The following is a 13,329-nucleotide window of genomic DNA, read 5'->3' as shown; positions in this document are numbered from 1 at the left end:
GCGCAAGGACGTGCGCGTCCACCGCGAGATCTACCGAGCATCCGGGAACCCTCACCTCGAGGACATCCTCGTCAGCCTCGACGCACACGCCACCCGCATCTGGTGCCTCTTCCTCGACCGGCTGCCCGACGTCGCCAGCCACGTCCGCGAGCACGTCGCCCTGCTCCGGGCCATCGTCGACGGCGACGAGAACACCGCCTCGTCCCTCACCCTCGCCCACGTCGCCGGTTTCGAGAAGGCCATCCGCGACCTGCTGTAGGCCTCCGGCCCGTGCGCCTTTCTGGTAGCGGGAGCTACCAAAAAGGCGCACGGGCGCGAAGCGCCTCAGCTGAACACGACCGTCCGGTGACCGTGCAGCAGGACGCGGTTCTCGCAGTGCCAGCGCACGGCCCGCGACAGCGCGAGGGCCTCGGCGTCCTGCCCGACCGTGGCGAGTCGCGTCGGGTCGAAGGAGTGGTCGATGCGGATGACTTCCTGCTCGATGATGGGCCCCTCGTCCAGATCGGGGGTCACGTAGTGGGCGGTGGCCCCCACCTGCTTGACGCCGCGATCGAACGCCTGGTGGTAGGGCTTGGCGCCCTTGAAGCCGGGCAGGAACGAGTGGTGGATGTTGATGGCCCGTCCGCGTAGCGCGCGGCATGCGTCATCCGACAGCACCTGCATGTACCGGGCGAGGACCACGAGATCCGCGTCGAACTCCTCGACGAGTTCGAGCAGCCGGGCTTCGGCCTGCGGCTTGGTGGCCGGCGTGACCGGGACGTGGACGAACGGCAGCCCGGCGGCCTCGGCCATGGGGCGCAGCACCTCGTGATTGGAGACGACGGCGACGAGTTCGGCGCCGAGGTTGCCCGCTCGCCAGCGGAAGATGAGGTCGTTGAGGCAGTGACCCATCTTGGAGACCATCACGATCACCCGGGGCAGGTCGGTGCCGTTGAAGTTGAACGTCATGCCGAATTTCGCGGCGACGCTCCCGAATTCCGCCGTGAGCCGTTCGATGTCGACATCTTCGGCCGACACGAACGACGTGCGGAGGAAGAACGCGTCGCTCCGGGTGTCGTCGAACTGCTGATGCTCGGCGATATCGCAGTTCTGCTCGAAGAGAAAGGAGCTGACTGCGTGAACGATCCCGGGACGCTGAGCGCAGCTGAGCGTCAGGGTGAAGGTCTGGGTCATGTGGGTCTCCTCGATGCCGGACTGGTTACGGTGTCACTACTTGAGGTGTCAGTCCGAGCAAACTGATATATCAGAATGGGGCCATGCTATTTCAGGCTGGACGAGCGGGTCAAGGGGTGGAGACGGAGTCAGACGCTGCTGCGGAGCCCGGCGAGCACGGACTCCGATCGAGTCTGGGCGTACTGCGTCCCGGCGGCGTCGACCGTGTGATTGAGCAGCAACGCGGTGGTCACCGGTCCCACCCCTCCGGGGACCGGGGTCAGCGCGCCCGCCCGGCCGTCGACGGCCACGGCGTCGACGTCACCGAGCAGTTGGCCGTCCGCGGTCGCCGTGGTCCCGACATCGATGACGACGGCGCCGTCGGCGACGTGGTCGGCCGTGATCAGTCCGGGAATGCCGACCGCGACGACGAGGATGTCGGCGCCACGGGTGCCGGCGGCCAGGTCGGTGGTGTGCCGGTGGCAGACGGTCACCGTCGCGTTGCGCTGCACGAGCAGATGCGCGACGGGACTTCCGACGACAGTCGATCTGCCGACCACCGCGGCCGTCCTGCCGTGCGGGGAGATCCCGTGGTGATCGAGGAGGGCGATCACGGCCTGTGCGGTGGCGGGCGCGAACGCCGGCTGACGCGCGACGAGTCGGCCGAGGCTGACCGGGTTGGCGCCGTCGACGTCCTTGGCGGGGTTGATCGCCTCCCGGAGGGCGTCGAGGTCGGTTCCGTCCGGCAGGGGTGTCTGCAGGATGATGCCGTGGACGTCCGGGTCGTGGCCGAGTTCGACGAGCGTGCTGCGGATCTGCTCGGTCGACGCCGCGGCGCCGAGATCGACGATGTCGCACAGGATTCCGATGCGTTTCGCGGCCGACGCGATGGACCGCACGTACCAGGCGGTCGATTCGTCGTCGGTGGCCTGCACGACCGCCAGCTTGGGCCGGACCCCGATTTCGGCGAGTGCTGCGGCGGCGACGGACGCGTCGTTGCGGATGGAGGTGGCGAGTTCGGCGCCACCGAGGCTTCTGGTCATGAACTCAGCTGCTTTCGTACTCGTGTCGTGACTGCGTCGGCACGCTCGACGATCGCGTCGACGCCGGACAGGCACTCGGTGAGGGCCCGGCGGGTATCCGGATCGGTGATACCCGGCAGGTTCACCTCGATGTTGACCCGGGCGGTGGTGGCGGCTGCGCGGGCGGCCTCGGCGGCGGCCGCGACGTCGCTGACGACGGTGCGGTTCGCTACCGGCAGCAGGACGTCGGCGAGTGCGACGACGTCGCCCGCTGCGACCACCACCTCGGCGGGGACCGCGGCGGCGCCGGCGAGGGCGGTCGCGATCGCCGACGTGCGGGCGGCCGTTTCGTCGTCCGTGTCCTGGGGGAGCCGGTAGGCGTCGATGACGGCCGTGAATGCCGCCATGTCGTCGTCGGCGAACTGCAGTGCCTTTTCGCGGAACGCATCCGCGGACGCGCAGATGCGTTCGACGAGCATCCCGTGGTCGGCGTACCTCTTGCCGGTGGTGTAGCGGGCGACCATCGCGACCAGCGCGGCTGCCTGGCCGAGGTGGAGGGCGCCGGTCGYGCCGCCGCCGGGCGCGGGAGTTCGATCGGCGAGCGAGTCCAGGAACCCGGCGATCGTGTCGTCTCGGAGGGTCATGACCGGATCTTCTTCATCTCGGGGTCGACGAGCGGCTCCGCCACAACCGTTGCCGGGATGCGGCGTCCGAAGTACTCGATCTCCACCGGGGTGTCGACGGTCGCGTTCGCGGGAAGCCAGGCGTAGGCGATCGGCGCCCCCACCGTGTGACCGAACGCGGCGCTCGTGACGTACCCGGCGGGCTGTCCGTCGACGAACACCGGCTCGTGGCCGAGGACCACCGACGTGCGGTCGTCGATCATGAGGCACGCCAGGCGCCGCTCCACCGTCTCGTCGGAGACGCCGTCGAGCGCGTCACGCCCACGGAAGTCGCCCTTCTGCAGTCGGACCGCGAACCCGAGACCGGCCTCGTAGGGATTGTGCTCGGTGGTCATGTCGCTGCCCCACGAGCGGTAGCCCTTCTCCATCCGCAGGCTGTTGAACGCGGCGCGGCCGGCGGCGATGACGTCGTACTTCTGCCCTTCCGCCCACAGCAGATCCCACAGGCGCAAACCGTTGTCGGCGGACGTGTACAGTTCCCAGCCGAGTTCGCCGACGTACGACAGACGCATCGCCGTGACGGGAACACCGCCGATGCGGACCTGCTTCGCGCGGAAGTACTTGAAGTTCTCGTTCGTGAAGTCGTCGGAGCTCAACGCCTGCACCAGGTCCCGGGCGCGCGGGCCCCACAACCCGATCCCGCACGTGCCGCCGGTGATGTCCCGGATCTGCACACTGCCGTCGTCCGGAGACTGGCGGCGGAAGTAGTCGAGGTCGAGGTTGCCGTTGGCGCCGACCTGGAAGACGGTGTCGGACAGTCGCGTGACGGTGAGGTCGCTGCGGACGCCGCCGGACTCGTCGAGCGCGAGCGTGTAGGTGACGGACCCGACGGACTTGTCCATCTTGCCGGTCGTCAGCCGGTCGAGCAGGGCCAGCGCGCCGGGGCCGCTGATCTCGAGGCGCTTCAGCGGTGTCATGTCGTACATCGCCACCGAGGTTCGGGTCTTCCAGGCCTCGGCCGCGGCGATGGGGGAGTGGAACATCGCTGCCCACGGTTCGCGGGCCGGCGGCTGCCATTCGGCCGGAAGGTCCTGTACCAGATGGGCGTTGGACTCGAACCAGTGCGGGCGTTCCCAGCCGGAGCTTTCCAGGAACACTGCGCCGAGTTCCTTCTGGCGAGTGTGGAAGGGGCTGACCCGCAGGTCGCGGGGAGACTCCTTGGGCTGCAGTGGGTGCAGCACGTCGTAGATCTCGACGAAGTTCTGCTGCGACGTCTCGCTGACGTAGTCGGGTGCGAGCTGGATCTCCTCGAAGCGGTGCACGTCGCAGCCGTGCAGTTCGACCTCGGAGCGGCCGTCGACGAGCAGTTGCGCGACGGCCCGGCCTACACCGGCGGAGTGCGTCACCCACACCGCCTCGGCGATCCAGAACCCGGCGACGTCCGGGGACTCGCCGATGAGCGGTCCGCCGTCCGGGGTGAACGAGAAGACGCCGTTGAAACCGGCGTCCAGTTTCGCGGATTCGAGGCACGGCAGCAGCAACTTGCTCTGCTCCCACGACGGCGCGAAGTCTTCTTCCGTGAACGGCAGCATCGACGGCATGTCGGACGCGGACACGTCGTCGCTCGCGTCCAGGTCGCGCAGGTTCACCGGCATCGGGCGGTGCGCGTACGTGCCGATGCCGAGGCGGTCGACGTGCTCACGGAAGTACAGATCCTGGTCCTGGTGGCGCAGGATCGGGAAGCCCGCCTCGGCGAGTTCGGTGTTCCGTCCGACGAGTTCGGGAATCTGCTCGGTCTTCGCGTACTGGTGCGCCAGAGGGAGCAGCGGGACGTCCATACCCACCATCGCACCGATGTCGGGACCCCAGAAACCCGCGCAGGACACCACGATGTCGGCGGGGATCACCCCGTCCGCGGTGGCGACGCCGGTCACCTTGCCGCCGCTCTGTTCGATGCCGATCACCTTCGTCGAACCCTGGAACACGGCACCGCGGGCTTCGGCGCGCCGGGCCAGCGCGACGACGACTCGGGACGCCTTCGCGAGGCCGTCCGTCTCCACGTACAGCCCGCCGAGTACCCGCTTCTCGTCCAGCAGCGGGTGCAGTTTCGCGCACTCGGCCGGGTCGAGGACGGCGCCCTCGATGCCCCAGGACGTGGCCCAGCCCTGCTTGCGGTGCAGATCGGTGAGACGCTCGGGGGTGGTGGCCACCTCGAGCCCGCCGAGTTGGTTGAAGCACCATTCGCCGTCCACGTCGAGCCCGACGAACTTCTCGACCGTGTACCGGGCGAACTCGGTCATCGTCTTGGACGCATTCGTCTGGAACACCAGGCCCGGTGCGTGCGACGTGGAGCCTCCGGTGAGCGGCAACGGTCCCTGATCGAGAACCGTGATCCGATCCCAGCCGCGAGCGGTGAGCTCGTCGGCCAGATTCGCGCCGACGATGCCGGCTCCGATGATCACTACGCGCGGTGACCCCATGATGGTCCTCCTGGTTGGGTGGGTGCCTGTGTGTGGCGAAGTAGCGGGAGATTCGGTGTTCGGTGTGGGCTCGAACGGCGCCGGAAAGAACTGTGAATTGCGAAACGGATCGGACTGATCCGAACCGAAATCGACAACTGATATATCAACACATTAGGTCTGGACGAGTAAGGGGGTCAACCCCGAATTGCGGGTAATTCCAAGACGATTGGTCGATGAAATGGCCGCAATTCCGCGATCCGAAGTGGAAATGCGCACCGACCCCGACTGTGATGACGTGGAACCGGGTGTGGATGGAGGTAACCGTCGCACGGTGATGTCGCCTATCCTGAAGTCGAGATGACTGAATTGGACGATAACTCGAATGGAGATCGGAGCCGGCCGTCCGGCGCTGTGCAGTCAGTGGACCGCGCTCTGGCGGTACTCGAAATCCTGGCGAGGCTCGGTACCGCCGGTGTCACCGAAATCGCCGACGAGTTGGGTGTCCACAAGTCGACCGCATCGCGCCTCGTCGCCGTTCTGGATTCGCGAGGGTACGTCGCGCAATTGAAGAGCCGGGGAAAATTCCAACTCGGCAATTCCATCGTCCGGCTGGCCCGCACCGCGTCGCCGGACGGCGATCTGGTGCGGCAGAGTCAGGAATTGTGCGCCGAACTGGCGGAAACTGTCGGTGAGAGCGTCAATGTGTCGATACTCGACGGAAATCGATCGGTGAGCATCGTCAAAGCGGACGGTCCGTCCGGCGTCGGTACCAATACCTGGGTGGGTCAAAGCAGCCCGGCACATGCGACGGCGAGTGGAAAATTGTTGCTGACGGAATTGTCCGACAGCGAACTCGCGGAGCGCGTGGGAGAAACTCCGATTGCTCTCACGGAGAAAACTCTCACCGATGTGCCTGCGCTCGTGGAATCGCTGAAAACCATTCGCGGGCGGGGCTGGGCGGAGTCCGAGGAGGAACTCGAACTCGGGCTGAACGCGGTGTCCGTCCCGATCCGCGACTACACGTCGAAAATGATTGCTGCTCTGAGTGTGTCCGGCCCCGCCTACCGACTGCTGCCGGAACGGTTCGAGGACGTCGCCCGCGCCGCACTCGACACGTCCCAGCAGATCAGCAGCCGATTGGGCTATGCCGTCACGTAGCGCCGGCATCAGGCCCGCGACCTGGCGAGTTGCTTCTTGTACCGGGTGAACAGCCGGGGACTGTTCATCGCGAAGACGCCCACGGTGTCGCCGTCCCGGTCGTAGGTGGCCACGAACGTGCCGGTTCCGGGATCGCCGTCGACGAACCGGACCTCGTCGGTGCTGTATCTCGTCCCGGCGAACTGCAGCATCTTGCCGTACTGGTGGGACCAGAAGTACGGGATCGCGGCGGGTCCGGACGGTGTGGCCATGATCGTGTCGGCGACGGTGGCGGCCTGTGCGACGGCGTTGCTCCAGTGTTCGCTTCTGTGGTGCACCTGGTGGGCGTCGTCGAAAGTCCGTGCGCAGTCGCCGATCGCGTACACGCCGGGCACGTTCGTGCGGCACGACGAGTCGGTGAGGAAGCCGTCTTCGATCATCAGTTCCGAATCGCGTGCCCATTCGACGTTGGGGACGGCCCCGATTCCGACCACCACGGCGTCCGCGGGGAGGATGGTTCCGTCACTCAGCTGGACGGCTTCGACCGCGTCGTCACCGAGCAGTGCGGCGACGACTGCCCCGGTGAGGAGCCGGACGCCGTGTGCGGCATGCTGTCCTGCGCAGATCGCCCCGAGTTCGATGCCGAGCGGGCCCGCCAGGGGTGTCGGTGACGCCTCGACGACGGTGACGTTCAGGCTCATGCGGGCCGCGGTGGAGGCCACCTCGGCGCCGATGAACCCTGCTCCCACGATCACGAGGTTCTGCGCACGCGACAGCGAATCCCGCAGTGCGCGTGCGTCGTCGACCGACCTGAGTGTGTGCACGCCGGCGAGACCGGAGTGTCCGGGCAGGGTTCGGGCACGCGCGCCCGTCGCGACGACGACGGCATCGGCGTCGAAGTGGGACCCGTCGTCGAACGTGACACGGTGGAGCCCTTCGGGGGCATGGACCAGACCGGTGGCAGTTCTGTTCATGCGCCATTCGACGTCGAGGGTGTCGTCGTCGCTGTTCATCAACAGCAGATCCTCGTCGGTCAGGTCGCCGGTGAGGAATTCCTTGGACAGGGGCGGCCGGTCGTAGGGCAGGGACTGCTCGCTGCCGGCCACGACGAGGCGGCCGGTGTATCCCTTCTCGCGCAGTGCGCGCACCGCCGACAGTCCGGCGAGGGAAGCGCCCAGTACCACAATGGAATTCGGGACAGTGTTCATCGGGCGTCGCCCTTCTGGTCGAGATGAAGCAGCACGGTGCCGTCGACGATCGACACGTCGTGTGTGCGGACCGCGATCTTGGCCGGCGGGCCCGAGGGCACTCCGGTGCGGAGGTCGAAGCACGCTTCGTGGAGCGGGCACTCGACGGTGCAGCCTTCGACCCAGCCGTCGGCGAGGGAGGCGTCCTGATGGGTGCAGGTGTCGTCGATGGCATACAGACCGTCGGAGGTGTGGAAGACGGAGATGGGAGCCATGCCCGGCGGGGTCACCGTGACGACTTCGCCCACGGGCAGTGTCACGAGTTCGCAGACGGGGAACGCCGTGGCGCCGGGGTGGGTCACAACTGGGGAATCGTTATCGAGAATCACTCGATACCTCCGAAACGTCGGGGAGGAAGGACAAGTTGTGGAGCGGTTGTTGCGCTATGCGCGACGACTTGCAAGCTGTGCAACACAATGCTCTCCGGTGCTGCCCCACGGTGTCAAGCATTCGCGTGTAAAAACTGCGTTCCCGAAGTCGGTGGGCATAACCTCGGGGCATGAGTGAATCCGAGGCAACGGCGCCCGCGGCCCAGGGAACGGAAGGAAAGGCGAAGACAGTGCACGCCGTGGAACGTGCCATCGACGTGCTCGAGATAGTCGCGGCAGAAGGCCGTGTCGGCGCCTCGGAGATCGCCGTGCGTCTCGGCGTGCACAAATCGACCGTGTCACGCCTGATTGCGTCGCTGCAGCAACGCGGATTCGTGGAGGAAGCGGGTGTCCGCGGCAAGTATCAGCTCGGATTCGCGGTAGTGCGATTGGCCGAGGCCACGGTCGCGCAGAGCGGGCTCGTCGAGGTTGCGCAGCCGGAGTGCGACCGCCTGGCCGACGCCTTCGGGGAGACGGTCAACCTCGCGGTACTGGACGGTGCGGCGACCCTCAACGTGCTCGAGGCCCGCAGCGATCGCCACGTCGCGCTGCGTACCTGGGTGGGTCAGGTGACCCCGGCGCACGCGACCGCGACCGGCAAGGTCCTAGTCTCGGAATTGACGTCCGGCCAGATCCGGAGCCGGTTGGGGCCGCAGTTGAGCCCGCTCACTCCCAACACGATCACCGACTTCCGGGCGTTCGACGTCGAACTCGAGCACGTGCGGTCGCGCGGGTGGGCGTCCACGGCCGAGGAACTCGAAGCGGGGCTCAATTCCATCGCCGTGCCGGTGCGGAGCAAGGTCACCAACCGGATCGTCGCGTCGATCTGTGTGTCCGGGCCGGAGTACCGGCTTGCTCCTGAGCGGTTCGAGGCCGTGGCGCTCGAACTCGCCGACGCGGTCGCGCGGATCGAAGCGCAGCAATCCGTCGGCGCGGGTGACTGAACGCCCGGAAGTGCTTCTCCCTCAAGGCGGGACGAACGGATAGTCCCGTTTGTCCGGGTTCCGGCCGTCCGCGGTTAACGCGGTGTTTCGGTCGTGTCGCGTCCGCGAAAGAAGTGTCGAATGTGATGTTTGACACGTCCGCGGGCCACAGTCTAAGTTGTGTAAATCGCATAGCGTTGCTGATGACGCAACAATGCTGACGCCGCGATGACTCGGCGGGAACAGCTGCCCGCTGTTCGAACGGTCGCCGCGGATCGGGCACGCATGTCGTCACTCTCGGCAACGACGCCCCCTGCGATCTGCGCCCCCCTTACGCACACAGACATCAGGTCACAGCCCGACCGACACGCATCTTTCCCGGCAACGAAAGAAACGGTGACATCTATGTCCGCTCCGGACGTCCAAGCCCCCGCTCCCGCCTCCGCGCCCGCACCGGCACTGATCCCCACCCTCGGTGGCCGGTACTACACCGACGCCGACATCTTCACGGACGAACAGGAGAACCTGTTCGAGGCGATGTGGTTCTGCGCCGTCCGCGCCGCCGATCTCGCCGACCCCGGAGCCTTCCGGAAGATCACGGTGGGCCGGGAGAGCGTGCTCCTCGTCCGCGGCCGCGACGGGGAACTGCGCGCCTTCCTCAACATCTGCCGGCACCGCGGCGCCATGCTGTGCACCGAGGACGAAGGGCAGATCCGCAGAAACCTTCAGTGCCCCTACCACGCGTGGACGTACGGACTCGACGGCAAACTGGTGGCCGCCCCCAACATGGCCGCGCTGCGGGACGAGACCGGAGCCGACATCGACCGGGTGCGGTACGGACTGGTGCCGGTCGCGCTTCGCGAATGGCTCGGCTACGCGTGGGTGTGCCTGGCCGACGAACCGCCGTCGTTCGAGGACGAGGTCGTCGGCGCCGTCACCGAACGACTCGGTGATCCGGCCGCAATCGACCGGTACCAGATCGGAACCCTGGAACTCGGCCGCCGGATCGTCTACGACGTCGCAGCCAACTGGAAGCTGATCATCGAGAACTTCATGGAGTGTTACCACTGCGCGACCATCCACCCCGAGCTCACCGAGGTACTTCCCGAGTTCGCGGACGGCCTTGCCGCACAGTACTTCGTGGGGCACGGTGCCGCCTTCGGTGACGACGTCGAGGGATTCACCATCGACGGAACCGGCGGATTCGAGTCGTTGTCCGGCATCAGTCCCGACCAGGACCGCAAGTACTACGCCATCACGATCCGGCCGCAGGTCTTCGTCAACCTCGTGCCCGATCACGTCATCTTCCACCGCATGTACCCCGTGTCCGCGGATCGCACCATCGTCGAATGCGACTGGCTGTACTCCCCGGAGGTCACCGCGTCGGGTCGCGACGTCTCCCGTTCGGTGGAGCTGTTCCACCGGGTCAACCAGCAGGACTTCGACGCCTGTGAGCGGACCCAGCCCACGATGGCGTCGAAGGCGTACCGGAACGGGGGTGTGYTGGTGCCCGCGGAACACCACATCGGCGAATTCCACGACTGGCTACTCGAAAGGCTGAGCGGGGATCCCCGATGACCTACGCCGGCGAGCAACCGAGGGTGACCGACTCTCCCAGGGTGAACGGTGTCGATTCGCAACCCCGACACCAGGCGCAGGAGCAGCAGGCGGCGGCGCCGTCCGACGGCGAGGGGCGGCGGAGCGTCGACAAGGTGGTGTTCGGCACGGCCGCGGCGCTCGGTGTCGGACTCATCCTCTGGGGACTGCTGGCACCGGAGAACCTCTCGGTCGTGTCGACCGCGGCGCTGGACTGGCTGGTGGCCGACCTCGGTTGGCTGTTCATCGCCGCGTCGTCGGCGTTCGTCGTCTTCTCGCTCTTCCTGGCGTTCTCCCGGTACGGCCGGATTCCGCTCGGCCGCGACGGCGAGAAACCGGAGTTCCGCACGGTGAGCTGGATCGCGATGATGTTCAGCGCCGGCATGGGAATCGGATTGATGTTCTACGGCGTCGCCGAACCGCTCGCCCATCTGGTGAGCCCGCCGCCGGGAACGGACGGCTCCGTGGGGTCGGCGATGGCCACGACGATGTTCCACTGGGGTCTGCATCCGTGGGCGATCTACGCGGTCGTCGGGTTGTCGATTGCGTACGGCTCCTACCGGCGTGGCCGCAAGCAGCTCATCAGTGCCGCGTTCTTCCCTCTCCTCGGTCGCCGCTCGGAGGGCGCCGTGGGGAAGGTCATCGACATCCTCGCGATCATCGCGACGATGTTCGGCACCGCCGCGTCGCTCGGACTCGGCGCACTGCAGATCGGTTCCGGTCTCGAGATCATCGGCTGGATGGGCCACGTCGGCACGTTCGCGCTCGTTGCCCTCGTCGGGCTGCTGACGTTCGCGTTCGTCGGTTCGGCGGTCTCGGGAGTGGCGCGGGGCATCCACTGGCTGTCCAACATCAACATGGTGCTGGCGGTGATTCTCGCACTGTTCGTGTTCGTGCTCGGTCCGACCGTCCTCATCCTCAATCTGCTCCCCACCGCGATCGCGGACTACGCGGCGCAACTCGCCACCATGTCGGGACGGACGGCCGCGAGTTCCGGCGACGACACGGCGTCCTGGCTGTCGTCATGGACGATCTTCTACTGGGCGTGGTGGGTGTCGTGGACTCCGTTCGTCGGAATGTTCCTCGCCCGGATCAGCCGCGGCCGCACGATCCGGCAGTTCGTGATCGGCGTGATCGTCATTCCCACCTCGGTCAGCCTCGTATGGTTCGCGGTGTTCGGCGGCGCAGGCATCGGACAGCAGCAGGACGGAGTCGACCTGGCGGCGCGTTCGTCGACCGAAGGCCAGTTGTTCGGGATGCTCGACCATCTGCCGTTGACGGGGTTCGCCACCGTGCTGGTCATGGTGCTGGTCGCGATCTTCTTCGTATCCGGCGCGGACGCCGCGTCCCTGGTGATGGGCACCCTGTCGCAGCGGGGTGCACGAGAACCGAGCACGTGGGTCGTCATCTTCTGGGGAACCCTCACCGGGGGCACCGCGGCACTCATCCTCTGGACCGGCGGCTCGGACGCCCTGCAGGGTCTGCAGACGATGACGATCATCGCGGCCGCGCCGTTCCTCCTGGTGATGATCGGATTGTGCTTCTCGCTGTATCGGGACCTCTCCCGTGATCCGCTCATCGTCGGTTCATCGAAAAAGTATGCACACGAGAGGGTTTCGGACACAGTATGAAGATGACGGCACTATCCGCGGATCAGGGCGTCCAGAGGTTGTTCGGGAAGGTGAATTTCATCGCGGGGGAGTGGGTCGCGGCGACGTCGGGCCGCACCCGCGACTGCATCGACCCGGCGACCGGGAACGTGATCGCCACGGTCGACGAGGCGTCGCCCGAAGACGCCGGGCGAGCTGTGCACGCTGCCCGGGCGGCCTTCGACGCCGGGGACTGGCCTGAGACGGCGGTCGCCGCGCGGTCGTCGCTCCTGTCGCGTATCGCGGATCTGCTCGAGCGCGACAAGGAGGAATTGGCGCGTATCGAGACGCTGGACACCGGTAAGACGTTGGTGGAAAGCCGAATCGATATCGACGACGTCGTGTCGGTATTCCGGTACTACGCCCGGCTGGCCCTCGTCTCCAGCGACCGGGTGGTCGACGTGGGTGACCCCGCTGTCGTCTCCCGGGTCGTTCGCGAACCGATCGGGGTGTGCGTCCTCATCGCGCCGTGGAACTACCCGCTGCTCCAGATCTCCTGGAAGGTGGCACCCGCGCTGGCCGCCGGCTGCACGATGGTGCTCAAGCCCAGTGAAGTCACGCCACTGAGCACGATCGCGTTCGCCCGGCTGATCGAGGAGGCAGGTGTGCCCGCCGGTGTCGTCAACCTGGTGCAGGGGAGCGGCGCCGACCTCGGACCCGCGCTGACCGACACCGGTGACGTCGACTTCATCTCGTTCACCGGTGGACTCGCGACCGGCACCACCATCCTGGAGACGGCCGCGAAGCACGTCACGAAGGTCGCCGTGGAACTCGGCGGGAAGAACCCGCACATCGTGTTCGCGGACGCCGAGTGGGAGTCGTCGGTCGACCAGGTGCTCACCGGCGTCTTCCTGCATTCGGGGCAGGTGTGCTCGGCGGGGACGCGGCTGATCGTGGAGGAGTCGATCGCCGACGACTTCGTCGCCGCCCTCGTCTCGCGCGCCGAGGCCATCCGCGTCGGCCCGGGGCTCGATCCCGGCACCGAGACCGGACCGCTCGTGTCGACCGCACAGCGCGACAAGATCGAAGCCTATGTGGCACTGGGTATCTCCGAAGGGGCGGTGCTCCGGACGGGTGGCTCCCGGCCCGCCGATCCCGCGCTCGACGGCGGTAGCTACTACCTGCCCACCATCTTCGACCACTGCGACCG

The 13,329-nt window shown here is 67.0% G+C and carries 12 protein-coding genes; 6 read left to right on the top strand and 6 right to left on the bottom strand.

The window, feature by feature from the left end; genetic code table 11:
- Positions 1–259: FCD domain-containing protein (locus tag AC1D1G_RS31470; RefSeq protein WP_477955101.1), on the top strand; the 259-nt coding region annotated here is incomplete at its 5' end.
- A gap of 65 nt (positions 260–324) precedes the next feature.
- Here the strand turns inward: AC1D1G_RS31470 and purU are convergent.
- The 4 genes from purU to AC1D1G_RS31450 all read right to left on the bottom strand — a co-directional run bounded on the left by purU (position 325) and on the right by AC1D1G_RS31450 (position 5,277).
- Positions 325–1,173 carry a formyltetrahydrofolate deformylase gene (gene purU / locus AC1D1G_RS31465; RefSeq protein WP_280782102.1) on the bottom strand — a complete coding sequence of 283 codons (849 nt, stop codon included), beginning with the start codon at positions 1,171–1,173 and terminating at the stop codon, positions 325–327.
- A gap of 128 nt (positions 1,174–1,301) precedes the next feature.
- Positions 1,302–2,195 (bottom strand): bifunctional 5,10-methylenetetrahydrofolate dehydrogenase/5,10-methenyltetrahydrofolate cyclohydrolase, encoded by an 894-nt coding sequence (locus AC1D1G_RS31460; protein WP_477955100.1) that lies wholly within the window; start codon positions 2,193–2,195, stop codon positions 1,302–1,304.
- Positions 2,192–2,818: a cyclodeaminase/cyclohydrolase family protein gene (locus AC1D1G_RS31455; RefSeq protein WP_477955099.1), complete on the bottom strand. Its 627-nt coding sequence runs from the start codon at positions 2,816–2,818 to the stop codon at positions 2,192–2,194. The genes AC1D1G_RS31460 and AC1D1G_RS31455 overlap by 4 nt, the downstream gene beginning before the upstream one ends.
- Positions 2,815–5,277 (bottom strand): GcvT family protein, encoded by a 2,463-nt coding sequence (locus tag AC1D1G_RS31450; protein ID WP_477955098.1) that lies wholly within the window; start codon positions 5,275–5,277, stop codon positions 2,815–2,817. The genes AC1D1G_RS31455 and AC1D1G_RS31450 overlap by 4 nt, the downstream gene beginning before the upstream one ends.
- Positions 5,278–5,616: 339 nt before the next feature.
- Here AC1D1G_RS31450 and AC1D1G_RS31445 point away from each other — a divergent pair, with 339 nt between their 5' ends.
- Complete coding sequence (locus AC1D1G_RS31445; RefSeq protein WP_317568434.1) at positions 5,617–6,417, top strand: IclR family transcriptional regulator; 801 nt, start codon at positions 5,617–5,619, stop codon at positions 6,415–6,417.
- Positions 6,418–6,425: 8 nt separating this feature from the next.
- Here AC1D1G_RS31445 and AC1D1G_RS31440 read toward each other — a convergent pair whose 3' ends face one another.
- Together AC1D1G_RS31440 and AC1D1G_RS31435 are read right to left on the bottom strand one after the other, a co-directional pair.
- Complete coding sequence (locus tag AC1D1G_RS31440) at positions 6,426–7,604, bottom strand: NAD(P)/FAD-dependent oxidoreductase (protein WP_477955096.1); 1,179 nt, start codon at positions 7,602–7,604, stop codon at positions 6,426–6,428.
- On the bottom strand, positions 7,601–7,945 hold the full coding sequence (locus tag AC1D1G_RS31435; RefSeq protein ID WP_105413454.1) for a bifunctional 3-phenylpropionate/cinnamic acid dioxygenase ferredoxin subunit: 345 nt from the start codon (positions 7,943–7,945) through the stop codon (positions 7,601–7,603). Before AC1D1G_RS31435 ends, AC1D1G_RS31440 begins: the two co-directional genes overlap by 4 nt.
- Before the next feature lie 197 nt (positions 7,946–8,142).
- Between AC1D1G_RS31435 and AC1D1G_RS31430 the strand changes: the two genes are divergently transcribed.
- From AC1D1G_RS31430 to AC1D1G_RS31415, 4 genes are all read left to right on the top strand, one after another.
- Positions 8,143–8,955 (top strand): IclR family transcriptional regulator, encoded by an 813-nt coding sequence (locus AC1D1G_RS31430; RefSeq protein ID WP_477955095.1) that lies wholly within the window; start codon positions 8,143–8,145, stop codon positions 8,953–8,955.
- Between the two features lie 384 nt (positions 8,956–9,339).
- Positions 9,340–10,512, top strand: coding sequence for an aromatic ring-hydroxylating oxygenase subunit alpha (locus AC1D1G_RS31425; protein WP_280782094.1), 1,173 nt, complete (start codon positions 9,340–9,342; stop codon positions 10,510–10,512).
- Complete coding sequence (locus AC1D1G_RS31420) at positions 10,509–12,161, top strand: BCCT family transporter (RefSeq protein ID WP_280782093.1); 1,653 nt, start codon at positions 10,509–10,511, stop codon at positions 12,159–12,161. The genes AC1D1G_RS31425 and AC1D1G_RS31420 overlap by 4 nt, the downstream gene beginning before the upstream one ends.
- On the top strand, positions 12,158–13,329 hold a 1,172-nt coding region (locus tag AC1D1G_RS31415; protein ID WP_477955094.1), incomplete at its 3' end, for an aldehyde dehydrogenase family protein. The genes AC1D1G_RS31420 and AC1D1G_RS31415, both read left to right, overlap by 4 nt.

Source organism: Rhodococcus sp. P3_B8 (assembly GCF_056402775.1).
The sequence above is the reverse complement of the archived record's forward strand: the minus strand, read 5'-3'. Positions and strand labels throughout refer to the sequence as shown.